The sequence below is a fragment of the Paenibacillus terricola genome, assembly GCF_014779765.1.
GTDB lineage: Bacteria > Bacillota > Bacilli > Paenibacillales > Paenibacillaceae > Paenibacillus_T > Paenibacillus_T terricola.
On sequence record NZ_JACXZA010000003.1, the window covers coordinates 929,753 to 952,740 of the forward strand.

A 22,988-nucleotide genomic window follows, 5' to 3' on the forward strand; every position below is an offset into this window, starting at 1 on the left:
ATACCGCCTTACCTTACTGTTACTTCCCGCTTCGCATCGGCCAAGCCATCGTCTGGATCCCCAATTGACGCTTGACGATAACGACCATCGCCGTGTTCCACATGGCTACAGACAACGAAGCTGCGATCGCTCCACCCACCATGCCCATTGTTGGAATAAGCGCTGCGTTAAGCAGCGCATTGACGATAGCTGCGGCGATCAGCACCTTAGTCAGCGAGGATGTACGTCCTGTCATCGTCGCCACTGTACCGTTCTGCCCGCAGAAGGAGCTGAACAACTGGCCTGCGGCTAGAATGAGCAGCGGCACATACGCATCATGAAATGCCGGTCCGAACAAGCCGAGCAGCCATCGCCCACCAATCGCGAGGCCGGCGAATACAGCAGCCGCGAACAAGAATCCTGCGCGTCCAGATGTTTCGCATACACGTTGAAGCCCCTTCATATCTCCGCGAGCATACGTCTCGGATACGAGCGGCGACGCCGTCATGTTAATGGCAGTCAGCATGAATGACACAAGCGAGGCCAGACGAACAGCCGCGGAGAAAATACCGGTCGATGTCTCGCCGAGCATAACGCCCATCATAAGTACATTCAGCTGTCCAAGCACAAGATACATGCCCGCATTGATCATGAGCGACGTCGAAATCCGCAGCCAGCCTTTCGTGTCATAACGCGGCGCAAGTCCGGACGTATGCGGCAGAAGCCGCTTGCGAAGCACGACCGCTCCGATCACATAGGAGAGGATAACGGAGACAGCGAATGCAAGCATCGCGGTTCCTGCATCAGCCTTCCATCCTAGCGAAGCAGCGGCGCCAAGTAAGCCGATTGTCAGAATGGGACGGATGATCTTCTCCGGCATCTGTGCAAACAGCACATCCTTAAGCGCCTGCAGGGCGCTCTGCCGCAGTGTCGCAAGCGTCAGCAGCGGAACTGTCGCGAAGCCTGCCGCATAGGTTACCGTGCGCTCGGACATATCGCCTCCCGATTGTACAAGGACGACAGTAATCCCAATAACAGCCGCTGCGGACGACAATGCCATTCCGAATTGATTGCCTCTTCGCAGCAGCCCCGCAAGCAGTTCCCACTCGCCTTTCGCCCGATAGGCCGCCGCCATGCGCACAATCGTCGTATCGAAGCCAAGCTTGGCGGGAAAGACGACGAATGTCGTAATGGTCGTAACGAAAGCGAACAAACCGTAACCCGCCGCTCCCAGCATGCGAGCCAGCGCAACCTGCATCAGCATGGACAGCCCCATCCCCGCGGAATTGATCAGGAAGCTGATGCTGCCGCCGCGCGCTAGACGCTTGCGCATCGAAGCCTGCCCATCGGCACGATGCAAAGACGCCGCTTGAGCTTGCTGCGCTTCTGCACTCATGAAACGTTAGAGTACGTCGGCACGAGGTGCTTCAACACGGAGCGGATCGCTTCAGGCTCATGGGCGATAACCTGTTCTAGCTTGCGAATCTCGAATTCAAGCTCCGTTCGATTCAATTGAACCGGCTTCCCGATGAAGATCCGGTCATGCATCGTAGACGTAAGTCCTTCCTCGCTGGTCAGCAGCTCTTCATACAGCTTCTCGCCTTCGCGAATGCCAGAGAAACGGATGTCGATGTCCACATTCGGCTCATATCCCGATAGACGGATCAAGTCGACGGCAAGATCGTAGATTTTGACCGGCTTGCCCATGTCGAGAATGAACACTTCCCCGCCTTTCGCGAATGCGCCAGCTTGAATGACGAGTTGTACGGCCTCTGGAATGGTCATAAAATATCGCACCATCTCCGGGTGCGTCACCGTAACGGGTCCCCCTTTAGCGATTTGATCCTTGAACCGAGGAATGACGCTGCCTCGGCTGCCAAGCACGTTGCCGAACCGAACAGCAACAAACTTCGTCTTGCTATGCTTGTCCAGACTTTGAATAAACATCTCAGCGATCCGCTTGGTCGTCCCCATGACGCTCGTCGGGTTGACCGCCTTATCGGTTGAAATCAGTACGAATCGTTCGGCGCCATAGATGTCCGCGCATTCCGAAACGTTCTTCGTACCCAATACATTGTTCTTGATCGCCTCTGCCGGATTACGTTCCATGAGCGGTACATGCTTATGAGCCGCCGCATGGAAAACAACTTCAGGCCGATACGCTTGGAATACTTCTTCGATCCGTTCGCGGTCCTGCACATCCGCAATGACAGTCTCAATCGGCAGCGTTGGGAACAGCGCTCTCATCTCCATCTCGATGGAGTAAATGCTGTTCTCGCCATGGCCGAGAAGAAGCAGCCGATCCGGCGCGAACGGTGCGATTTGTCGGCACAGCTCAGAGCCGATAGAGCCGCCAGCCCCGGTAACAAGCACGACCTTGTTGCTTACGTAGCCTGCAATATGCTCCAGGTCGGTCCTTATCGGATCACGTCCCAGCAAGTCTTCGACCTGTACGTCGCGAACCCGGAAGGCGCCGCTGCGGTTATCGATCATCTCCTGCAAGTCAGGCACGATCTTCAGCTTCGCCTTCGTCTTTTTGCATATATGGACGATCTCCGAAATTTGCGTCTTGGAAACCGAAGGCATTGCGATAATGATGTCGTCGATATGACGCGAATCGCATACACACGGAATGTCGCGTCTACCGCCGAACACAGGCAAGCCAAGCACATGCATCCCCTGTTTATAAGGGTCGTCGTCGATAAAACCGACTGGCGTCATAAGCATGCCGTCATTCTGCTGCATATCGCGAGCGATAAGCGTTCCGCAGTTACCGGCTCCGATAATGAGCGTCCTTCGGCCGTTAAGCGGCTTACGTGCGCCGAATTTGTGACAGAATGCCCGCCATGCAAGGCGCGGCCCTGCAGACAACGCAATCATGCCAAGCGCATGATGCGTAAGCAGCAGCACCGGAAGCACCCGTCCTTCAGCCAGCGAGAAGAACACATAAGGTACAAGCGCTGCAGCAGCTGTCGCTTTGATCAGCGACACCGCTTCCTCGATTCCGGCATATTGCCAGATGCGTCTATGCAGCCGCAGCCCCACCATGCACCAACCGCCAATCAGCGCCGAGACTGCCGCGTAGAAGAGCCACTGCCAATCACCCGCCTTCCACACCGTCATCCCGGTGCTTTCCATCAGCATCTCAGCGCCATACAAGCTGAGCAGCACAGCTGCCAAATCCCAGGCCACGAACAATTTCATCCGTAGTGTCCCGAACATGATATCCCTCCAAACTTTTGCGATATTTGCAATTCATATTAGGATTGCATGGGGCAAAAGTTGAATCGAAAGCATTCGCTCAAACTTTTGTGATATTTGCAATCCACATTGAGATTGCATGGAATAAAAAGCAGCTTCGAAAGTTTTCGCTTAAACTTTTGTGATATTCGCATTCCGCATAGGTATTGCGTAGAGCAAAAGCAGCTTCGAAAGTTTTCGCTTACTTTTGCTCGCTGTATTCGTAATAGGAATATCCTTCCCTAGGAGGAGTTCCATTTAGCGCCACGCCTACGATTTTTGCTTTTACAAGCAGCAGCGCTTCACGCGCCTTAATCGTTTCTCTCCGTTTCGCCCCTCGGGCATTAACAACGAGAAGCACGCCGTCGCAACGCGTCGCCATGATCTGTGCATCGCTGACAGCAAGCACTGGCGGCGTATCGATTAGTACGATATCGTAATGCTCGCGCAGCTGCTCCAGCAGCCGATCCATCCGCGTGGCGTCCAGCAGCTCGGACGGATTCGGCGGCACCGGACCCGAGGTTAGCGCATGCACATTTTTGATACGAGTCGATTGGACCGCATCCCCCCACTCGGCTTGGCCGGATAGTACCTGGGAAAGACCGTTTCGGTTCGACAACGCGAACGTCTGATGGACGGTCGGCTTGCGCATGTCGCAATCAAGCAGCAGCACACGCTGACCGGCTTGCGCATAAACCGCAGCCAAATTGACCGCCGTCGTCGATTTGCCTTCCTTCGCCCCAGCCGAGGTAACCATGAGCACCTTCAGCGCTTTCTCGGACTCCGAGTATTTCAGATTCGTCCGCAGCTTGCGGTACGCTTCCGAGATTGGCGACATCGGATTCACTTCGGCAATAATCGATCTTACTTTTGGATCAGGAGACACGAGCTACACCTGCCTTTGCATCGCTTGCTTGCGGCGGCTGATTCCGCTGTTTCGGCGTCATATCGCCCTGCTTCATATACGGCACGGATACTAAAGCTGGAAGCTCTAAATAATGCTGCACATCGTCTTCCGTCCGAATGGAATCATCAAAGTAATCGAGCAGCAGCACCAATCCGATACCGACCAGTACGGAGACGACCGCCCCGATTGCCATATTGAGCGCAATATCCGGTTTCACCGGCAAAGGCATTTTGTTCGGATCCGCCATATCGAGCAGATACACGTTGTCGACCTTCATGATTTTCGGGATTTGCAATTGGAACACTTGGGATACGCTGTTGACAATATCAGCCGCCCGCTTGTAATCCGTGTCTTGATAATAGAGCGTGACAACCTGCGTGCCGTTAACCGAGCTGAAGCGAATTCCCTTCATCAGCCTCTCCGGGGTTACGTTAATCTCAGGGTGCTTCTCAAGCACAAGACTCATAATGGACGGTGTCTTGATAATTTCTTTGTACGTGTTAATCAAACTAAGATTCGTATTGATCATGTTCAGGTCAAGCTGGAACGCTCCGGCCTTAGCGACCGTCGAGTTGACGATTAGCTTCGTATACGCCTGATAGACCGGCTTCGTAAACCACGTGCTGTAAGCTCCTGCGGCAGCCATTCCGATCGCTCCGATGACGAGTACGATCCACAGTTTCTTCCGAATGAGCGATACGATTAATTTCAGATCTAGTTCTTTGGTCAATCGACATTAACCTCCATCCTTTTCCTTCAAGGCGTTTCATTCGATTCGACTCGATTATGTCACAATCTGTAACAAGCGAATGAGGGGACAAGGTAATGTTTTCAATTAGGCACGTACAATCAATTTATCCAATCCTCTTATGCGCTATATTTCCTAATGTTGACATGGCTGATTCTAGAAAAAGCACAATAAAACAAGCTTACTGCCCATCAATAATGTTATAATCTGTAAAAATAATTCGTTTTTGCGTGAACACCACTATGTTTGCGTTGTCCGACCATGGAAACATTTTTTACAAAACCCCCATAAATACCGGGAACCCCCTAGCAAAAAGGGCTTTTCCCCCGCTTCGATTGCCACGGAACGACGCAATCCCTATTGCGTGACCGCAAAGTTTGCACCAACACTGTGGGGACTTCCGAAGCACGTTTCCTTGCACACTAGGTCAAATGCCACCTTGCTATCCATTTATGCCTAATCGAACAGGCAGCACTCTGACTACACGCACTTCTCTACATGCCTTAAGCACCCGGTTTACTCCTCACCCAGTCCTACATTTCGTCCCATGTCGTCCCCTTAGAGGACCTATTCGCTCCTCAACGAGCTCCAATCTGTACGGTGCAGCAGGTATAATGATCAATCTCCTGCCCCAAATGTTCTACACATTGCTTCTAGTTGTGGGAATGAACGCAAAAACAGCCCCTGCACAAGGCAGGGGCTGTTTATCTTCATTTCATATAAGGTTCAATCAAGCAGCAATTAGTTCGGTTGTCCTGCTGCCGACACAGCCGCGCTGATCGCTTGGCCGAGATCGTCAAGAATATCCTCGATCGCTTCCGTGCCGATCGACAGACGGATCAGTCCTGGCGTTACTCCGGCTGCAAGTTGCTCTTGCTCGGACAACTGCTGGTGAGTTGTGCTCGCCGGGTGGATGATAAGCGACTTCGAGTCGCCAACGTTCGCAAGATGCGAGAACAGCTGCACGCTGTTAATCAACTGACGGCCCGCTTCGAGACCGCCGCGGATGCCGAACGTCAGAATCGCGCCTTGACCGCGCGGGAGATACTTCTTAGCCAGCTCATGGGACGGGTGGCTTGCAAGACCGGCATAGCTTACCCACTCGACCGCCTCATTCGCCTCAAGGAACTTCGCAACAGCCAGCGCATTGGAGCTGTGGCGCTCCATGCGAAGATGCAGCGTCTCAAGACCTTGCAGAAGCAGGAACGAGTTGAACGGCGACAGCGACGCGCCGAGATCGCGGAGCAGCTGAACGCGCGCTTTAATAATGAAGGCAATCGGTCCGACTGCTTCCGTATACACGACGCCATGGTAGCTTGGATCTGGTTCCGTCAGGCCTGGGAACTTGTCGTTCGCCGACCAGTCGAATTTGCCGCTGTCGACGATAACGCCGCCAATCGACGTGCCGTGGCCGCCGATGAACTTCGTCGCCGAGTGAACGACGATATCCGCACCGAATTCAATCGGACGAAGCAGGTACGGGCTTGGGAACGTATTATCCACGATGAGCGGAATGCCGTTCTCATGGGCGATTGCAGCAACTGCCTCGATATCGAGCACGTCGCCCTTCGGATTGCCGATCGTCTCTGCGAAGACCGCTTTCGTCTTCGGTGTAATCGCTGCACGGAAGTTCTCCGGATTGGATGCATCAACGAACTTCACGTTGATGCCAAGCTTCTTCAGTGTGATAGCGAATAGATTATAAGTTCCGCCGTACAGGGTGGAAGAAGAGACAATCTCGTCTCCTGCTCCAGCAATATTGAAGATCGAGTAGCTGATTGCCGCTTGTCCGGACGCAACAGCCAGTGCTGCTGCACCGCCTTCGAGCGCTGCAATCCTTTTCTCGAATACGTCACTCGTTGGGTTCATGATTCGCGTATAGATGTTGCCGAATTCCTTCAGACCGAACAGGTTCGCTGCATGCTCCGTATCACGGAAGCCATAGGACGTAGTCTGGTAGATTGGAACAGCCCGCGACAGCGTCGTCGGATCGATCTCTTGGCCGGCGTGCACCGCTTGTGTCTCGGGACGCCACTGTTTCTGTTCATTGGACATGGTTATGAAACCCTCCTAATTGTAGTTTACAGCTAGCTGACTAGATACAAAAAAACGAAATCGGAGTGCCTCCTTGGGCGTACTTCGATCTCGTCTCCAGTGTGTCCGGTCAACGGGTACTTCGCATTCCAAATATTTGGCGATTAGGCCTAATCTCATTGTCATGTACAACCATTCTGCTGTCAAGCCGAATACCGATTGTTCTTATCGATTTCTCAAGCTATTCTATTCTTAGTCCTATCTAAACATGCGACTACCCTTCAATTCCGATAGGAGGTTACGACTTTGTCAGCTTCAACAACCCGTTACGGTACCTATGGCTATCGCTTTGCAGAGCAGCAGATCGGCCCTTTATTCCGTCCGTTCGCCATCGGCTTCGATCGCGTGAAGGATATCAACTACGACTGGGACGGCATGAAGCGTGTCGACGGCCCGCTCTATCTCCTTCAATATACAGTCTCCGGACGCGGCGCAATCCGAATTGGTGACACTATTCATACGCTGGAGGCAGGACAAGCCTTCCTCGTCGACATTCCTGGCGATCACCGCTATTACTTGCCTGAGGGCAGCGAGCATTGGGAGTTTTATTTTGCCTTATTCCGCCAGCAGCATGCTGAAGGTCTCTGGAACGATATTGTCAGGAAGCTCGGGAATGTCCCGTCCCTTCCAGCCGATAGTCCTGTTGTGCGCACCCTTCGCAGCTTGTACGCCGATGCCCAGCACAATCGGCTGCAGGATGCTTATCAGGCTTCAACAGCCATCTATCAATTGCTGATGGATCTGCTGCGCTCGGCCAGCGCCGATCATCAAGCGCGCGACAATTGGCCGGACGTTGTCCGCCGCGCCGCTGAGCTGATTGAGCATGACTGCGTCTCCTACAGCAATCTCGATGATATTGCAGCAGCGGCAGGCGCGTCCAAATTCCATCTGTCTCGCGCTTTCACCCGATATGTCGGCATGCCGCCCATGACCTATGTAACGAAGCTCCGCATAGAGCGTGCAGCAGAACTTCTGCGAAGCTCCAATTATCACGCGTCCACAATCGCGCAGCAGCTCGGCTATTCAAGCGCCAGCTATTTTACGAAAGTGTTCCACCAATGGGTCGGCTGCACCCCAGGCGAATTCCGCGAAGGACGCGCCACTGCATCGATTGATCGGTTGAATATTTATACGTAGCAATTGTCTCAGGTTGTCCTGCCTTTCGATTCATTCATTGCTCTAGACTGTCCATTGTCCCAGCCTAACGGTTGTGGATGAAGACGTGCAGGACAACTTGCTGCTCACTATTGTTATCTTGTGACAAAATCAACTGATCATAAGCGTTGGTCGATTCCAATCCGCCCTCTCGCTCAATATGGGTAATGTCCATCTTCATCCGTTCTCTGCCAGCCCGCTCAACGCCAAGGCACTACCTCTTCCAACACCAACCACCTTCACTGGCAAATGATCTTTCTCGCATACCTTCGGAAAGCGATTGAAGAATGACTTGTTTCTCAACTATATGTCCATCTCTAACTCCATCTTCTTGTTTAGCTCGTCGATGATTTGCAGCATCGTCGATCTTTGATAGACGGCCAACGTGGTCTTGATATGCTGAAGCGAGAACCCAATCTTCCTTAGAAATATAATAATCCCGAGCTTCTCCCTCTCAGCCGTCCCGTAATACCGATAGTTCGCATCCGTCGTTCTGGCAGGCTTGATTATGCCTTGCTCTTCGTAATAGCGAATCGTTCGAATCGATTTCCCATGTCAGCAGACAATCGACCTATACTGATCAATCCGTCCATTACGTCGTTGTCCTCCCATCTATCGCCATCTCTTATCTATTCGCAGTATAAAGTCTTCCGCCACGGAAGAGTCAAGCACCCTATGAGAAACGAACTCTAGCAAGACATCAGCACCATCCTATTAGGGTCACAATTGAACTTGCTGACGTATCACCAATACGTGTCTATCTTCGTCGAATGCGCGCAAGATTTTACAACCCACTCGCAAGATGTTAGGATAGCCAATCCCGTTTCTTTGCAATATGATAGGGTTAATAGCATGACATGCAGTTGATTTCAGCTGCTCTACATTAAGCAAGAATCTAACAGAAGAGAGGTCACAACATTGACGAAACCTAACCATCATAACTTTGCAGAACTTCCTCCAATGGGCTGGAACAGCTGGGATTGCTACGGCGCAGCCGTAAACGAAGACGATGTACGCGGCAATGCGGACTACATGGCAGCGAACCTGAAGCAATACGGCTGGGATACGATCGTAGTCGACATCCAATGGTCGGAGCCAGGGGCCAACTCTTCGCACTATCGCAAATATGTACCGCTTGATATGGACGAATATTCCCGACTCATGCCGGCGGTGAACCGTTTCCCATCCGCAGCGAACGGCCAAGGCTTCAAGCCGCTGGCGGACTATGTACACGGACTCGGCCTGAAATTCGGTATTCACATTATGCGCGGCATTCCGCGTCAAGCTGCACACGCAGATACGGCACTGCTCGGAACGACGGCAACGGCGCGCCAGATTGCGCACCCGAACTCGATCTGTCCGTGGAATACGGATATGTATGGTCTTGATGTGAACGTTGAAGGCGCTCAAGCTTACTACGATTCGTTGTTCCAGTTGTATGCAGAGTGGGGCGTTGACTACATCAAGGTCGACGATATCGCCGACTCCCGTCTGTATGGTATCCATATGGATGAAATTAAAATGATCCGCAAATCGATCGACAAATGCGGCCGCCCAATGGTTCTGAGCCTGTCGCCAGGTCCTGCACCGGTTGATCGCGCAGAAGAGCTGATCGAGAACGCAAACATGTGGCGCATTACCGATGACTTCTGGGACATCTGGCATCTGCTGCTCGACATGTTCGACCGTTGCGAGCGCTGGGCTCCGCATGTTGGTCCAGGTCACTGGCCGGACTGCGATATGCTGCCGCTCGGCCATATCGGCATCCGCTCCATCGACGGCGGCGGCGCTGACCGCATGACGCGCTTTACGCGCGATGAGCAGCGTACGATGATGTCGCTCTGGTCGATCTTCCGTTCCCCGCTTATGTTCGGCGGCGAACTGCGCGACAACGACGACTGGACGAACTCGCTGCTGACGAACGAGGAAGTGATCCGCGTTCTGCGCGAAGGCTCCAACGCACGTCTTATCAGCCGCGAAGACGGCCGCGTCGTGTGGGCATCCGACGCTGCTGACGGCTCGCTCAACGTTGCGTTGTTCAACGTCGGCGAAGAGAAGCAAGTGGTATCGGCTGAATTCGCTGGTTCGGTCCGCGACCTGTGGGAGCGCCAAGACCTCGGCACGCTGGACAAGCTCGCGTTCGAGCTTGCGCCGCACGCTTCGATTCTGCTGAACGTGAAAGCATAATCGCCGTTAAATGAAGAAGGCACCAGGCCTGCGCTTGAAAGCGCGATGGCCTGGTGCCTTTTGTGTCTAACCCGGTTGGTTGCGAGTGTTGTTAGTTGTGACAATGGGTAACGTCGTGATGTGCAACGGTTGACATAGTGCTTATTCCATCTTAAACGCACCTATTCCAGCTGTAACGGTTGTACTTGAACTTATTGGCTGGGATTTACGTTGTATGGAGTGTTTTTGCCCCAATAGCCACCGTGGCATCCGTTACGTCCGATAACAAGCCGATTATATCGTAATAAGCTTTGTGACAACCGTAAGACGCCAAGGAACTTGCACGCATCGCGTTATCGCCATAGTCGGTGAATGTCACTTCGCATTCACTGGAGCAACGTTAAGGAATTCCTCCAGCGTAATGCCGCGGTCCCGAATCTCTATCGCCATCGCAGCAGGACCAATGTAACGGATATGCCAGGGCTCGTACTTATAGCCTGTAATCTTCTCCTTACCCTTCGGATAACGCACGATGAACCCATACTCCGCACTGTGTTTGCTCAACCATCTGGCTTCCTTCGTATTAGCGAAACAAGAGGACGCCGCGCATTTGCCGTCTTCTCCGCTTACATCAATCGCGAGTCCTGTCTGATGTTCGCTTGTGCCAGGAATGGCGCTATATTTGACCGCGGCAGCATAGCCGTCCCGATTCACATAATGCTGAAACAGCCACTGCTGCGTACTGTATGAACGATAAGCCGATACGCCGCTTAGATGGATGCCATCCTTCCGCGCTCCAGCGAACAAACGCTCCAGCGCTTTCGCCGCTTCCTTGCGCATCTTTCTTTTCTCCGTTTGCTCATTGGACAGAAACTGGACATTCGGATATACCAGATCACTCGGGGTATAACTCGCTGGCAAATATATGAATTTGTTCACGATCACCGCAATTGATGATGGGAACGGAGAAGGCTGCTTCGTATTGGGCTGCGACAGCCGATGGATATCACGAGCCTGCTCTTTCTTCCCTGGTTCCGTTACACGTGATGGTGTTGTTAGTGTTTTTGGTGCTATTGGTGATGGTTTAGATGGTATTGTTGGTGTAGTTGGTATGGTTGGACTTGGTGCCGGTATTGCATTCGGCGTTGGCCCGGGAGCTGGGACCGGCGCTGGTGTTGGTGTCGGCTCCGGTGACGACTTCGTCTTGCTGCCGCACCCTGCTGCAATACCTATACATATGATGACAACGACCGCCAGAACGACTACTTGCCGAGTCTTCATCCAGCCATCTCCTCTGTATAACATGATGTGGTTGCACGATACAATTATGCCCTCACTCGTTATACAGGATGTGCTTTCAGCAGCCTTCTCCCGCTTCCTCTATTTGCTAATCACTTGCTCCAATCGCCTAACACGGCACCGCGTTGGAACAAACGTTCAACTCGTTTCTCAACCTCTGGATCCGGGATGAGCGGCGGCGCCTGATGCGGCTTCACCCGCGCATCGATGATGACATTATCGCAGCCCCAATGCTTGAACTCGTACCCTGCATTCACGCCATAGATATCATGCGAAGGATTACTGCGCGTGAACGTTGCCCACAAGAAATTATTGATCGTCTTGCTGACGAACGTACTATCATCGCACAGAATGATCATCGGAACCGATGCGAGAGCATCCGCACCTACACTAGCTGCAACGAGCGCCTCGCTGAACTGCTTCATCTCTTCCGCTGCAGCCGCATAGCTCGTGAACGCCGACGACTGGATCGCAACGACGCCAGGCATAATAAGCTGCACATTCTCATAACCGCGAATGCTCTTCATGATTTCCGGCACCTGACGGCACAGCTCCCGCTTCTGGTCGCCATAAGCTGCGAATACGACTTTACTGCCCGTATTAAGCCCCGTACCTGAGTAGTCGAGCGTATCGATCGTCGTGTTCGTCTGAAAATGAATGTCCCTCCGCAGATCGATTCTTTCTAATATATATGTCAGAAAATCAACCTCATCGTGCGTATCGAGCGGCCGATTGTCCTCTGCTGTAATAAACAAGTACTTCGCAAGGCTCAGCTGGCCAGTCCCCAGAATCCGATTGGCAATCGTCAGAAGCTCAGCTGGCTGCTTCACCGGCTGGTATGGCGTGTAGCGCTCGCTGCCGATCGCGAACAAGAGCGGGTGAACGCCCGCCGCATCGACGGCATGAACTTCCTTCACCCCTGGAATCTCGCCTTTGATCGCATCGCCAGTCAGCTCGTGGATGAGTGCGCCGAACGAAGTGTCCTCCTGCGGCGGACGACCTACAACGGTGAAAGGCCAGATCGCATCCTTACGCGCGTACACCTTATGAATCTTCATAAGTGGAAACTCATGCGTCAGGCTATAATAACCAAGGTGATCGCCGAACGGACCTTCGGGCTTCGTCTCGCCTGGATGAATCTCGCCCGTAATTACGAAGTCCGCATCGTGGCTAATGCAATAACCATCGATATAGCTGTATCGGAATCGACGTCCTGCCAGCATGCCTGCGAACGTCATCTCGCTCAGCCCTTCTGGCAGCGGCATGACAGCAGACAACGTATGCGCCGGCGGTCCCCCGACGAAAATACTAACCTTCAGCGGCTCGCCCTTCCGTGCCGCCTTCTCTTGGTGAATGCCGATACCGCGGTGGATCTGATAGTGCAGACCGATCTCGCGGTTCATCTCGTATTCATTGCCGCTAAGCTGTACGCGGTACATGCCAAGGTTCGAATTCATGATACCCGGCTTCGCTGGGTCTTCGGAATACACCTGCGGCAGCGTAATGAAGGCACCGCCGTCCATCGGCCAGTGCTGGATGAGCGGCAGGTCGGAGATGTTGATCTCCTGTACCGCTACTGGCGGCGTACCGCCCGTCTTCGACGGCAGCGCATTGAAGGCAGCAAGTCCGGTGCTGACGTGCTTGAAAGGGTTCTTCAGCGCCGACATCGGATCGTTGCGAAGCGCAATGACGCGTTCGGCTGCTTCCCACGTCGAGCGGAAAATGAACTTGCTCCGCTCGATCGTCCCGAATAGGTTGGATACGGCGCGGAAGCGCGAGCCTTTCACATTTTCGAACAATAATGCAGGTCCCCCTGCCTCATATACCTTCAAGTGTATCGCCGCCATCTCTAAGTAAGGGTCCACTTCCTCACGGATGCGCACCAGATGGCCGTGCTTCTCTAGATCGTTTACACATGCTTCCAAACTGCGGTACATAGTCGTTGGCTCCATTCTATCGTCCTTGTGCTGCCTATATAAATCAAGTTAAAACCAAATGACGAGCTGTGTCAAACGACGAAGCTGTGCCAATTCCGCTTGCTCCCTAACAAAAAGGACTCTCCTGCCGGCTAACGCTTCGACCTTGATCGGGAGAGTCCTTATGTCCTTCAAACAGATAACTTATTGAGCGCTTTGTTCTGCTTCCTCTAACTGCTCATTCTGGAACCAGAACGTATCGCCCGTTTCATTATCGCAACCGGTCAGCTTATAGTAAGAGCCTCCGTGATCCTTATCTTCCGCAAGCTCAACGTCTCGGCAGCTTGTACTTGGACGCCCTTGATCGCTGCCGTAGGCGTCTTGCGAGTTGTCATATGTATACTTGATGACCTCCGCGCCATCGTAAACAAGCTCATAAAAGATCGGATCTCCTTCAATCGTATACTGCGTGATGCGCACCTGATCGGGTACGCCAACGTCGAGATTAGCGAGGAACAGCTTCCACTTGTCTAGATTGTACATTTTGCCATGGACATTGACGACGTCACCATTCGCAATTGCTTTCTCACGATCATAAGGGTCGGACACAGCTGGGAATGGCTCCGGTTTCGCTGACGGCGAAACCGTCTCTCCCGACGCAGGTGCAGTAGAAGGATTGCTCGTATTGCCAGTCTGGTTGTCAGTCTTCTCCCCGCAGCCCGACAGCAGCAGCATTACAGCCGTTATTGTTAGCATCCATTTGTTTACCATTTGATCACCTCACGTATATGAACGTGATAGAGAGTCTGAATGTTCCAGTGGAGAGCGGTATGCTATGGCAACAGAACCTCTTTTATGGAGAATTGATGCTCACAATATTAATTCTCCAAATCAATTGTTTCATCGTTCACTTTAATTGAAAACTTTGGTTTTATTGAAATCATATCAAATAGAAACAGATTCCAACTTTCCATTTCGATCAAATTAGATGGAGCACCTCTATCGAATTGCTTCAGAATAGAATCAACATACGCATCAGAGCTTTCCAAGTTATCAATTGGACGACCAATTCTCCCCAATGATGACTCTGATAGTTCAACATTCATAGACGATGTTTTACCTAACATGTTCTCGGCATATAAATCAAACGCAAAATATATGGGGTCTTCCATACCTGGAGGATCTGTATCTACTCCTTCTAAGCCAATGTTTTCAATTACTTCCAGTTGTGATACGTTTGTCTTATCGAGGTGATCGCGAATGATCAAATGGTTCTTATCCTTATCGATCCTATTCACATTAGTAAGATGTGACGGAGCACCATCTCATATGTTAGGCCCCTTGCCTACTGCTGATGAGGCTATTTCCTACACGCATGAGAAAGCGCTGGCTAATGGTGATGTCGTGCTGACGGTTGATCAATTAATGGGGCTTGAACATTGGGAGCGGTTCTATACGAACTACAAGCTCGGCACGCCTGATCGGGTTCGCATTACTATGTATTCACTCGAAGGTGCTCCTATCTACTTTGAATTAGCCTATGACGGTGATCATACGATTACCTATACATTTGATGACACAATGGATATATCCGGATTACGCGAGCGAATCAGTACCGCCTGCCGTTCCATTGTTAGCGACCCGAATGTGAGAAGCGGAGTGTCCTACGAGCTGGACGATTGTAAGGATGATAGGATCAGGCAAACGTTCCGATTCACGATTGATGATGTCCTCCCTCTCCCCGCCTACTTCCGCAACTAAAATATCCCCATAGCAGACGAATGCTCACTCGCATGCATCGCTATGGGGATTACGCTTATAGTGTGCTTCATTATTCTCTTACTTTAGTTCAACACGCATGGATGCGACTTCCCCGCAACTATTGCAATATGTCACATACACTTGTTTGCCGATGCTCAAATTTTTATCGACATCCTTCACATTGGCATGCCCACTACCGAGCACGCCTTCCGCGAAAGCTGCTCCCCCGCACTTTGTGCACAAATTGCTCATCTGTGTTTCCTCCTATCGGTTTAAATAGTAATGTCACTGCTTGTCCTTGCTAAGATAAGTACCGAAAAACTATTCTCCAGCCTCGGGAACGAATATAGAGAAGTTCAGGTCAACGCCCTCCTGCTGAATACAGGGAAGCAATCGCCGCAAGTCACTTCTCTTTAACCATCTGCTTGACGGGGATACGACAAGACCAGCTTCTTCGTTACTTACAGATCGCTTATGAGGGTACAACAAGATTAGAAATAACAGCCTTCCCATTCGTCACAACAAAGGAATCTGTGACTATATACTTGTCGCTCGAACTTCCCCCAGCGTAAGCCACTGAATACGTCCCATCAGGAAGAATAACTGCATATTTACCATTACTAAAGTCAACCATAGCAAGCCCTACTGTACCCTGACTTGGATCGCTGCTTAAGGAGAAATATAAAGTTCCGCCTTTCATAGGCGACCCTTCGCTGGACTGAAGCACGCCTTGCACCTTGCTGCCGATAATGTCGGTGACAACCGTCATAGGCACCTTGTCGTCCGTCACTTCAAACTGCTTGCGAGGATTAACATACAGAAACGAATCATTACCGGTCCAATATTCGGTCCATTGGTACGACCCCTGCGGCAAATAAACGGCAGCTTCTCCATTCACCAGCTTATAGTCGTAAAACCTCCCCATCAGCTGTGAATCGCCTATCATGATAGAGCCATCGACATTCTTTAGAACCCCATTCTGATTTACCTGCAGCCGTACATTCGCTCGATGCACAATAACGTCCACTACAGCGTTTAATCGTTCCGGATCTGCATCATAGAAAGCATATACATCCCATTGCTCGTTATTCGCATGATCGATCTCGATCCGATTGAAGAATATCTGCCCCTTCTCCTCTACAGAAAAGTCCGCTTGCCCCTTATCAATTGTGGCTCTTTCTTCTCCACCGCTTGTCATCATAACGAGAGTACCCGATTCTACGGGCTTACCGTCCTCATAGTGTACGTTTATCGTCAAATCCGGCTGAGGTTGAGATACCCCTAGAAATACGCGATCCTTATTCTTGACAGTAACCGTATAGCCCGAAAGATCGGTCGTCCGAGCGGGAACATTGTTCTTGTGCAATACTGTGGCTGAATAGGTGCCTTCTGGTACGTCGACACGATAATAACCATTCGTAACGCTGGCTGTATAACTAATAGGCGACGCCCCAAGGCTCCTGAATGTAATAAATCCTTGCTGCACAGGTCGCCCATTCTTATCTACTGAGTATCCATAGATGATAGCTTCATTATGCGAGGTCGTAAGGATCATTCTCTTATCTGCTGCGTGGTACACCGCATTGATTCCGAACATGCCGCTGACTGCTTTTAATGGTATGTAGAGCCTACCTTTAATCGTTGCAGCTACCTGAGGAAGGGGAACTGGCTCTCCGTTGATCGTCGCCTTCTTAGAACCACTCGTCAGCGTAACGATCGTCCCACCCCATTGTACATTCGTCTTTCCATTCGCATTCACCACTTTGCCGCCAATTGCTGCCGCAATCGGAGCTACAGGCACATAGGATGTTCCGTTCATTACATATGCCGTTTCCGACGAAATTCGATCATCGATGACTAGCTTTAATGCAGTTGTTGCATTGTTGCCGTTACTACTTTTAACTGCTGCCTGCGTACTTCCTTCGAACCCTAACAGTAAAGCTAACAGTAATATTACCGTACCAATAAACGATCGCTTCATATTATCAGTCCTTGTCTAGATTATTGTCATACATCAATTTATAAATATGAAATTACCTATCATATTTTAGTTTGGAAATTATGGTAGAACAACTAAAGTTTTTAGTAAAAAACAAAAAAAGAACCCCGAGAGCTCTACAGCTCTCAGGGTTCTCTTCGATTACGTCAACCGCTTTGCGTCAATTATTTGCCGCTCCACAGATCTACACGCTCTTGAATGTATTTCGTGTACTCGTCTTCGTATTTCGTAACGCCGTTCTTATCGAGATCTTTCATGAACGCATCCCACTTCGCATCGAATTCCGATGGCTTGGACAGGATGATTTCCGGAATGCTCTTACGAACGATTGGCGTCAGCTTGTTGTAGATGATGTTCGCGTCGGAGTCGCTTGGAACTGGAAGGTTCCATGCAGCGCCCCAAGGCTTAGGCGAGAATTCCGTTTCCGATGGATAGAAGTCTTTCCACGTCGTTTTGCCGTATTTCTCGAGAACTTTCTTGTCTTCAGCCGTGTACGATGCCACGATTTGCTCTGGGAAGTTCGTCGTGAAGTAGTTGCCCGTCGAGTCTTTTACGCCGTCGCCGTAGTGCGGAGCGTAGTTCGTCCACAGACCGATACCCGTCGTCTTATGGAAGTTGGAAGCGTCGTTTGTCTTCTTGTCTTGAACGTCTTGCGGAATTACGCGTTTACCGTTCTCGACCTTGTACTGCTCGCCTTCGAAGCCCCAGTTGAGCATGATTTGACCTTCTTCGGAAGCCAGGTAATCAAGCATTTGGATAATGCGCTCTGGGTTCTTCGTGTCTTTCGAGATCATGAGACCCCAACCGCCCATGAAGCCCGTTGGTTCGAACGAGTGGTCAACCGTCGAGTCGTCCATCTGTACGGAGTAGAAGCCGTACGCCTCATTGCCCTTGCCGTCTTTCTTCAGCGTATCGATTGCGGATTGGAAGCCCCACTTCTGGTCGATTACGCCAACGACGCGGCCTTGCGCGATTTTCGATTTGTATTGGTCTTCCTTCTGTACGAACGATTCTGGATCAAGGAGACCGATATCGTTCATGTGGTTCAGCCAGCGGAAGTATTCTTTCTCTTCCGGACGACGATAGTGGAACGTCGCTTTGTATGTCTTAGGATCGATGTATACTTCGCCGTCGTCGGATGCGCCCGTTGCTTGGAACGCAGGGTTCGTAACGGAGATCATGATGCGCCAGTCGTCCGCGAGCAGCGACAGACCGATCGTTTTCTTGCCGTCCGCCGTTGTTGGGTGTTTCGCAACATAATCAGCGATGACTTTCTCGTAGTCTTTAACCGTTTTGATTTGCGGGTAGCCGGCTTCTTCTACCGCTTGATGCTGCAGGCTGAATGCGCCGCCTGCGTCAAAATACGTTTGGTTTACGCCGTCATAAGTAGGAATAACATAGATCGCTTGATCGTCGTTGCTCCATTTCAGACGATTCCAATAGTCACCGTATACTTTCTTCAGGTTAGGACCGTATTTATCGATCAGATCCGTGAGGTCAAGCACTGCGCCTGCGTCTACGAACAGGTTCGAGCTGCCTTTAGCGGAGATGATGTCCGGATAGTCGCCGCTTGCTGCAACGAGCGATACTTTATTAGCATCCGTAGCGAAGTCCATCTTGAGCGTGATGCCCGTTTTTTCCGTAATCTTTTTGCCGATCTCGTCTTGCATTTGGTTCCAGTCCGGACTTGGATCTGCTGCCAACATCGTATACGTGATTGGCGTTGTATCTACTGCTGGAGTTTCCGTCGTTGTACCCGTGCCCGTCGTGCCTTCCGGCTCTTTCTCTTTGTCCGAAGAGCCGCATGCTGCAAGAGAACCAACGAGCATTGCACTCGCGAGCAGCAGGCCAGATTGTTTCAAGACCTTACCTTTCATACCGATACCCTCCCTAAGATAACAAATCATATATTGTATAACAGGACAACCTGTTCATACCGTAGGTCAGAGATGCTGAATGCAAGACGACGATTCGGCTTAAGATTTAACTGCGCCGAGCGTCATACCGCTAACGAAGTAGCGCTGCAGGAACGGATAAATAACGAGAATCGGCAGCGATACAACGATTGTGATGGCCATCTTGATCGATTCCGGCGATACGCTCGTCACGATGTCGGTAATGTTCTTGCCGCGTACGTCCGACGAGTTCGTCGTCGATTGCAAGACCTTCGTCAGCTCGTATTGGAGCGTCGTCAGGCTCGGCGTACTGTTATTGTACAGGTACGTATCGAACCAAGAGTTCCATTGACCGACCGCCAGGAACAAAGCGATCGTTGCAAGTACCGGCTTACAGAGCGGCAGAATGACGCGCCAGTAAATGGTGAAGTCATTCGCGCCGTCAATCTTCGCAGATTCTTGCAGCGCGTACGGCAAGCCGTCGATGAACGAGCGGATGACGAACACGTTGAATGCACTTACGATGCCTGGCAGGACGTACACGCCGAACGTGTTCATCATGTGCAGGTCGCGGAACAGCATGTACGTCGGAATCAGACCGCCGGATATATACATCGTCATCGCCAGGAAAGTAGAGACGAACTTACGGCTTTGGAAGTCAGGACGCGCCAAGCAGTAAGCGATCATGGAGCCGCTAAGCAGGCCGAGCAGCGTGCCGACAATCGTACGAAGAACCGATATTTTGAAGCCTGTGATCAGGCCGGAGTAAGCGAAAATGGTTTCATAGTTCTTCAGCGTGAATTCACGCGGGAAGATCGTGAGACCTCCCCGAACCGTATCATTCGAATCGTTGAACGAGATCGCAAGCACGTTCAAGAACGGATACAGCGTGATAACAAGAACTAAGCACATGACGAGGACGTTCGCCCAGTCAAACATTTTATCGCTCAAAGTTGCATTGAAAGCCGTACTTCTAGTTTTAGACATAGTAGATACATCCCCTTTCTACATGATGCTTTCTTTCGTTACACGCTTGAACACACCGTTGGCAACGAAGAGCAGAATGATGCTGACAACCGAGTTGAACATACTGATCGCAGTACCGAATGAATATCGGTTCTGCGTGATACCGTTATTCAAGGCGTACAAGTCAAGTACTTCCGAGTAGTCGATAACCCGTGGGTTGCCAAGCAAGAATTGCTTCTCGAAGCCGATCTGAATCAAGTGACCAATCGACATGATAAGCAGGATTGAGATCGTTGTTCGGATACCAGGCAGTGTAATATGCCAGATTGTCCGCCAGCGGCCGGCACCGTCGACGCGTGCCGCTTCATATTGTTCAGGGTCAATGCCCGTAATTGCAGCCAAGTAAATGATCGTGTTCCAGCCCATCTCTTTCCACACATCAGAAGCGGTTACAATCGACCAGAAGTATTTGCCTTCACCCATGAACAGGATCGGTTTATCAACGATATGAAGCCCTACAAGCATGTCATTGATAACGCCACCGTCGATCGAGAGCATCTTCGTTACGATACCCGCAACAACTACCCACGAAACGAAGTGAGGAAGATAAGAAACCGTCTGAACGAACCGTTTGAAGAACTGACCGCGAAGCTCATTGAGCAATACTGCGAATAGAATCGGTACAGTGAAGCCTGCAACCAAGCTCATGCTGCTCATCGCCAATGTATTGCGAATGACGAGGAAGAAGCGGTCGTCTGAGAATAAGTCAATGAAATGCTTAAAGCCGACAAAATCTTGTTTCCAGAACTTCCAGATGGTCCGCCCTGGACCCGGTCTGTACTTCTGGAATGCCATGATCCACCCATAAATCGGCACATAGCTGAATATGAATACCCAAATAACGAACGGAATGGTCATGAAGTACAAGTACTTCTGCTGCAGCGCCTTGTACCAAAAGCCTTTGTTTTTCGTTCCGCCGGACTTTTTATCGTCCCGAATTGTTGCCTCCATGCTAGCCCTCCTTCTTTCATAAACAACATCATACTGGATTCGAGCACAAGCTTTGCACCCGATATATTCGAACAAAAATCATATACAATTTCACTATCGAGAGACGGTCTGGTTTAATATGTAACCTTTGGTTTCGCAATATTCTGTAAGCGATTCCATCTCGTTTGCTTCCTAATCATACCCCTCGGCAAGCACTGAATCCTACCCGATAAATATGCACTGAAATACATGATAAATTAGACATGAAATCTCTTAAACAGACAAAAAACCGTCCAACGCAATCGTTGGAACGGTTTCACGGATTTTATCGGTATTTTAGGAGGGACGCCCCTTGAATGCAGATGGCGAAACCCCTTCATATTTCTTGAATTTCGTATGAAAATAGTCAACGCTCGCGTAACCGACGCGCTCTGCTGCCTGATGAACCTTCAGTCCTTGCGCGAGCAGCTCTTTCGCTTTCTCAATCCGAACCTTATCCAGATACGTGTTGAAATACTCGCCCGTATGCGTCTTGAACAGCTTGCCAAGATAGCTGCTGTTGTAGTTGAACAGATCCGCGATCGTCTCCAGCTTCAGGTTCTCGCTGGAATGCCGTCGAATGAAATCTTCGACCTGCTTAATAATCGTCTCCGGACTATGTTCTGCCGAATAGCGGACCGTCCCTTCAATGGCTTGATTCAAGTGGGTGATCAGCGACTGCAGACTTCTCTGACGGATCATATCCGAGATAATAGGTGCGAACGAATGCGCCGATGTGAACGTCTTCGGATTCGCGGCAGCCAGCTTATTGAACGCCACCGAAGCCATCTGGGCCATAGAAGACTTGACTGTCTCCTCGTCCAGCCTCGCCTCAGCCATTCGCTCCGCAATCGCTTCTACCGTCCGAAACGCGCTATCTTTATTGCCGATATCCATCGCCAGGAATAGCTGATCGGCATAGCTGTCCAGTTCGCCAGGTTCGATGGCCTGTTTATTCTCTCCCGCTTCATCCGTCTGTACAATAACCCCCATGCCAAGCACAAACCGCTGGCGCATTCCCTCCATCGCTTGCTCATACGATAGACGGACATCTAAGAAGGAGTTGACCTTACCTCCGACAGAGATGAATAAGGGCACTTTCTCATCCTTCAGCAGCTTCGCAAGCTCCTGGTGCCACTGTGCCTCACCCTGCTCATCCGCCCTCAACAGAATGCCGACATATGGCTCCGTCGCAAAAACAAAGCTCTGCTCCCTGTCAAGCTCACGGCTCCACTTGCTCTTAAGCAAGCCAACGCCTGCCGACTCCTCGTCTTCTGACAGGTCAGCCTCTATAAGTGCTACACGAAAGCTCGTCCAGTCCAATTCTAGCCGCTGCGAGATCGGACCCCACAGCTCTTCGCTAAGCGAATCGCCAGCGGTTCCCGTTACGACCGAAGCAATGAGCTGCTCCCCCCGCCAGGCTACCTCCGACTCTTGCTGACGCTTGTGCTCTTTCTCCTCAATAAGACGGTCCCGTATGCGCGCCAGACTCTCGCACAATTCTTTCTCGTCTACTGGCTTCAGCAGATATCCATCGACACGGAAGCCAATCGCTTTCTTTGCATAGTCGAAGTCCGAATAGCCGCTCAGAATTAGAAAATGACAGTCGCCGCCTTTCTCACGAATCCGCTCGATCAGCTCCAGTCCGTTTATACCTGGCATTCTGATGTCGACAAGCATCAGATCTGGCTCCAGCTCATCGGCTTTCGCGAGCGCTTCTCTCCCGTTGGCGGCTGTCCCGCATACCTCGAAGCCGTAATCTTCCCACTCGATCAGCGTCGTCATTCCTTCGCGGATTGATGGCTCGTCGTCTACGATCAGCACTTTATACATG

Annotated in this window: 20 protein-coding genes; 3 read left to right on the forward strand and 17 right to left on the reverse strand. The window is 51.1% G+C overall.

The features are described 5' to 3' along the window. Nucleotides 1–19: 19 nt before the first annotated feature. From H8B09_RS15940 to H8B09_RS15960, 5 genes are all read right to left on the reverse strand, one after another. Complete coding sequence (locus tag H8B09_RS15940) at nucleotides 20–1,375, reverse strand: flippase (RefSeq protein WP_191204481.1); 1,356 nt, start codon at nucleotides 1,373–1,375, stop codon at nucleotides 20–22. Next, nucleotides 1,372–3,201, reverse strand: coding sequence for a polysaccharide biosynthesis protein (locus H8B09_RS15945; RefSeq protein ID WP_191204482.1), 1,830 nt, complete (start codon nucleotides 3,199–3,201; stop codon nucleotides 1,372–1,374). Before H8B09_RS15945 ends, H8B09_RS15940 begins: the two co-directional genes overlap by 4 nt. Before the next feature lie 220 nt (nucleotides 3,202–3,421). Beyond that, nucleotides 3,422–4,105, reverse strand: coding sequence for a CpsD/CapB family tyrosine-protein kinase (locus H8B09_RS15950; RefSeq protein WP_318152634.1), 684 nt, complete (start codon nucleotides 4,103–4,105; stop codon nucleotides 3,422–3,424). Then, nucleotides 4,095–4,856, reverse strand: a complete 762-nt coding sequence (locus H8B09_RS15955) for a YveK family protein (protein ID WP_191204483.1) — start codon at nucleotides 4,854–4,856, stop codon at nucleotides 4,095–4,097. Before H8B09_RS15955 ends, H8B09_RS15950 begins: the two co-directional genes overlap by 11 nt. A 759-nt stretch (nucleotides 4,857–5,615) precedes the next feature. Then, the gene (locus H8B09_RS15960) at nucleotides 5,616–6,929 is read right to left on the reverse strand and encodes a homocysteine synthase (RefSeq protein ID WP_191204484.1); all 1,314 of its coding nucleotides are present in this window, start codon (nucleotides 6,927–6,929) and stop codon (nucleotides 5,616–5,618) included. 285 nt (nucleotides 6,930–7,214) lie between these two features. Between H8B09_RS15960 and H8B09_RS15965 the strand changes: the two genes are divergently transcribed. Continuing rightward, nucleotides 7,215–8,105, forward strand: coding sequence for a helix-turn-helix transcriptional regulator (locus tag H8B09_RS15965; RefSeq protein ID WP_191204485.1), 891 nt, complete (start codon nucleotides 7,215–7,217; stop codon nucleotides 8,103–8,105). 64 nt (nucleotides 8,106–8,169) lie between these two features. Here H8B09_RS15965 and H8B09_RS30875 read toward each other — a convergent pair whose 3' ends face one another. Both H8B09_RS30875 and H8B09_RS31290 read right to left on the reverse strand, forming a co-directional pair. Further along, entirely contained in the window at nucleotides 8,170–8,304 is a 135-nt protein-coding gene (locus H8B09_RS30875) for a hypothetical protein (RefSeq protein WP_263576136.1), read from the reverse strand. A gap of 122 nt (nucleotides 8,305–8,426) precedes the next feature. Then, nucleotides 8,427–8,666 carry a MerR family transcriptional regulator gene (locus H8B09_RS31290; RefSeq protein WP_191204584.1) on the reverse strand — a complete coding sequence of 80 codons (240 nt, stop codon included), beginning with the start codon at nucleotides 8,664–8,666 and terminating at the stop codon, nucleotides 8,427–8,429. Between the two features lie 417 nt (nucleotides 8,667–9,083). Here H8B09_RS31290 and H8B09_RS15975 point away from each other — a divergent pair, with 417 nt between their 5' ends. Next, nucleotides 9,084–10,310: a glycoside hydrolase family 27 protein gene (locus tag H8B09_RS15975; protein WP_191204585.1), complete on the forward strand. Its 1,227-nt coding sequence runs from the start codon at nucleotides 9,084–9,086 to the stop codon at nucleotides 10,308–10,310. A 354-nt stretch (nucleotides 10,311–10,664) separates the two neighbouring features. On the opposite strand, the gene H8B09_RS15980 is transcribed toward H8B09_RS15975, so the two are convergent. From H8B09_RS15980 to H8B09_RS15995, 4 genes are all read right to left on the reverse strand, one after another. Beyond that, the gene (locus H8B09_RS15980) at nucleotides 10,665–11,570 is read right to left on the reverse strand and encodes a M15 family metallopeptidase (protein WP_191204486.1); all 906 of its coding nucleotides are present in this window, start codon (nucleotides 11,568–11,570) and stop codon (nucleotides 10,665–10,667) included. Between the two features lie 110 nt (nucleotides 11,571–11,680). Next, nucleotides 11,681–13,525: a UbiD family decarboxylase gene (locus H8B09_RS15985; RefSeq protein WP_191204586.1), complete on the reverse strand. Its 1,845-nt coding sequence runs from the start codon at nucleotides 13,523–13,525 to the stop codon at nucleotides 11,681–11,683. Between the two features lie 183 nt (nucleotides 13,526–13,708). Continuing rightward, nucleotides 13,709–14,275, reverse strand: a complete 567-nt coding sequence (locus tag H8B09_RS15990; RefSeq protein WP_191204487.1) for a DUF4362 domain-containing protein — start codon at nucleotides 14,273–14,275, stop codon at nucleotides 13,709–13,711. Nucleotides 14,276–14,382: 107 nt separating this feature from the next. Beyond that, the gene (locus H8B09_RS15995) at nucleotides 14,383–14,772 is read right to left on the reverse strand and encodes a hypothetical protein (RefSeq protein WP_191204488.1); all 390 of its coding nucleotides are present in this window, start codon (nucleotides 14,770–14,772) and stop codon (nucleotides 14,383–14,385) included. Nucleotides 14,773–14,833: 61 nt separating this feature from the next. Between H8B09_RS15995 and H8B09_RS16000 the strand changes: the two genes are divergently transcribed. Continuing rightward, nucleotides 14,834–15,265, forward strand: a complete 432-nt coding sequence (locus H8B09_RS16000) for a DUF4362 domain-containing protein (protein ID WP_191204489.1) — start codon at nucleotides 14,834–14,836, stop codon at nucleotides 15,263–15,265. Nucleotides 15,266–15,343: 78 nt separating this feature from the next. Here H8B09_RS16000 and H8B09_RS16005 read toward each other — a convergent pair whose 3' ends face one another. The 6 genes from H8B09_RS16005 to H8B09_RS16030 all read right to left on the reverse strand — a co-directional run bounded on the left by H8B09_RS16005 (nucleotide 15,344) and on the right by H8B09_RS16030 (nucleotide 22,987). Beyond that, nucleotides 15,344–15,517, reverse strand: coding sequence for a hypothetical protein (locus tag H8B09_RS16005; protein WP_191204490.1), 174 nt, complete (start codon nucleotides 15,515–15,517; stop codon nucleotides 15,344–15,346). Nucleotides 15,518–15,737: 220 nt separating this feature from the next. After that, a complete protein-coding gene (locus H8B09_RS16010) occupies nucleotides 15,738–17,246 on the reverse strand; it encodes a copper amine oxidase N-terminal domain-containing protein (protein WP_191204491.1) in 1,509 nt (502 codons plus the stop codon). A 182-nt stretch (nucleotides 17,247–17,428) separates the two neighbouring features. Further along, complete coding sequence (locus H8B09_RS16015) at nucleotides 17,429–19,141, reverse strand: ABC transporter substrate-binding protein (RefSeq protein WP_191204492.1); 1,713 nt, start codon at nucleotides 19,139–19,141, stop codon at nucleotides 17,429–17,431. 99 nt (nucleotides 19,142–19,240) lie between these two features. Beyond that, on the reverse strand, nucleotides 19,241–20,146 hold the full coding sequence (locus tag H8B09_RS16020; RefSeq protein WP_191204493.1) for a carbohydrate ABC transporter permease: 906 nt from the start codon (nucleotides 20,144–20,146) through the stop codon (nucleotides 19,241–19,243). An 18-nt stretch (nucleotides 20,147–20,164) separates the two neighbouring features. After that, nucleotides 20,165–21,136, reverse strand: a complete 972-nt coding sequence (locus H8B09_RS16025; RefSeq protein WP_191204494.1) for an ABC transporter permease — start codon at nucleotides 21,134–21,136, stop codon at nucleotides 20,165–20,167. A 315-nt stretch (nucleotides 21,137–21,451) separates the two neighbouring features. Then, nucleotides 21,452–22,987 carry a response regulator transcription factor gene (locus H8B09_RS16030; RefSeq protein ID WP_191204495.1) on the reverse strand — a complete coding sequence of 512 codons (1,536 nt, stop codon included), beginning with the start codon at nucleotides 22,985–22,987 and terminating at the stop codon, nucleotides 21,452–21,454. Between the last annotated feature and the right edge of the window lies 1 nt (nucleotide 22,988).

Coding starts and splice junctions, on each gene's coding strand:
- H8B09_RS16025 (WP_191204494.1), bottom strand. CDS start 21,136: ATGGAGGCAACAATTCGGGACGATAAAAAGTCCGGCGGAACGAAAAAC.
- H8B09_RS16020 (WP_191204493.1), bottom strand. CDS start 20,146: ATGTCTAAAACTAGAAGTACGGCTTTCAATGCAACTTTGAGCGATAAA.
- H8B09_RS15980 (WP_191204486.1), bottom strand. CDS start 11,570: ATGAAGACTCGGCAAGTAGTCGTTCTGGCGGTCGTTGTCATCATATGT.
- H8B09_RS16005 (WP_191204490.1), bottom strand. CDS start 15,517: ATGAGCAATTTGTGCACAAAGTGCGGGGGAGCAGCTTTCGCGGAAGGC.
- H8B09_RS15960 (WP_191204484.1), bottom strand. CDS start 6,929: ATGTCCAATGAACAGAAACAGTGGCGTCCCGAGACACAAGCGGTGCAC.
- H8B09_RS16010 (WP_191204491.1), bottom strand. CDS start 17,246: ATGAAGCGATCGTTTATTGGTACGGTAATATTACTGTTAGCTTTACTG.
- H8B09_RS15940 (WP_191204481.1), bottom strand. CDS start 1,375: ATGAGTGCAGAAGCGCAGCAAGCTCAAGCGGCGTCTTTGCATCGTGCC.
- H8B09_RS15945 (WP_191204482.1), bottom strand. CDS start 3,201: ATGTTCGGGACACTACGGATGAAATTGTTCGTGGCCTGGGATTTGGCA.
- H8B09_RS15990 (WP_191204487.1), bottom strand. CDS start 14,275: ATGGTAAACAAATGGATGCTAACAATAACGGCTGTAATGCTGCTGCTG.
- H8B09_RS16030 (WP_191204495.1), bottom strand. CDS start 22,987: ATGTATAAAGTGCTGATCGTAGACGACGAGCCATCAATCCGCGAAGGA.
- H8B09_RS15975 (WP_191204585.1), top strand. CDS start 9,084: ATGGGCTGGAACAGCTGGGATTGCTACGGCGCAGCCGTAAACGAAGAC.
- H8B09_RS16000 (WP_191204489.1), top strand. CDS start 14,834: ATGTTAGGCCCCTTGCCTACTGCTGATGAGGCTATTTCCTACACGCAT.
- H8B09_RS15985 (WP_191204586.1), bottom strand. CDS start 13,525: ATGTACCGCAGTTTGGAAGCATGTGTAAACGATCTAGAGAAGCACGGC.
- H8B09_RS30875 (WP_263576136.1), bottom strand. CDS start 8,304: ATGAAGATGGACATTACCCATATTGAGCGAGAGGGCGGATTGGAATCG.
- H8B09_RS16015 (WP_191204492.1), bottom strand. CDS start 19,141: ATGAAAGGTAAGGTCTTGAAACAATCTGGCCTGCTGCTCGCGAGTGCA.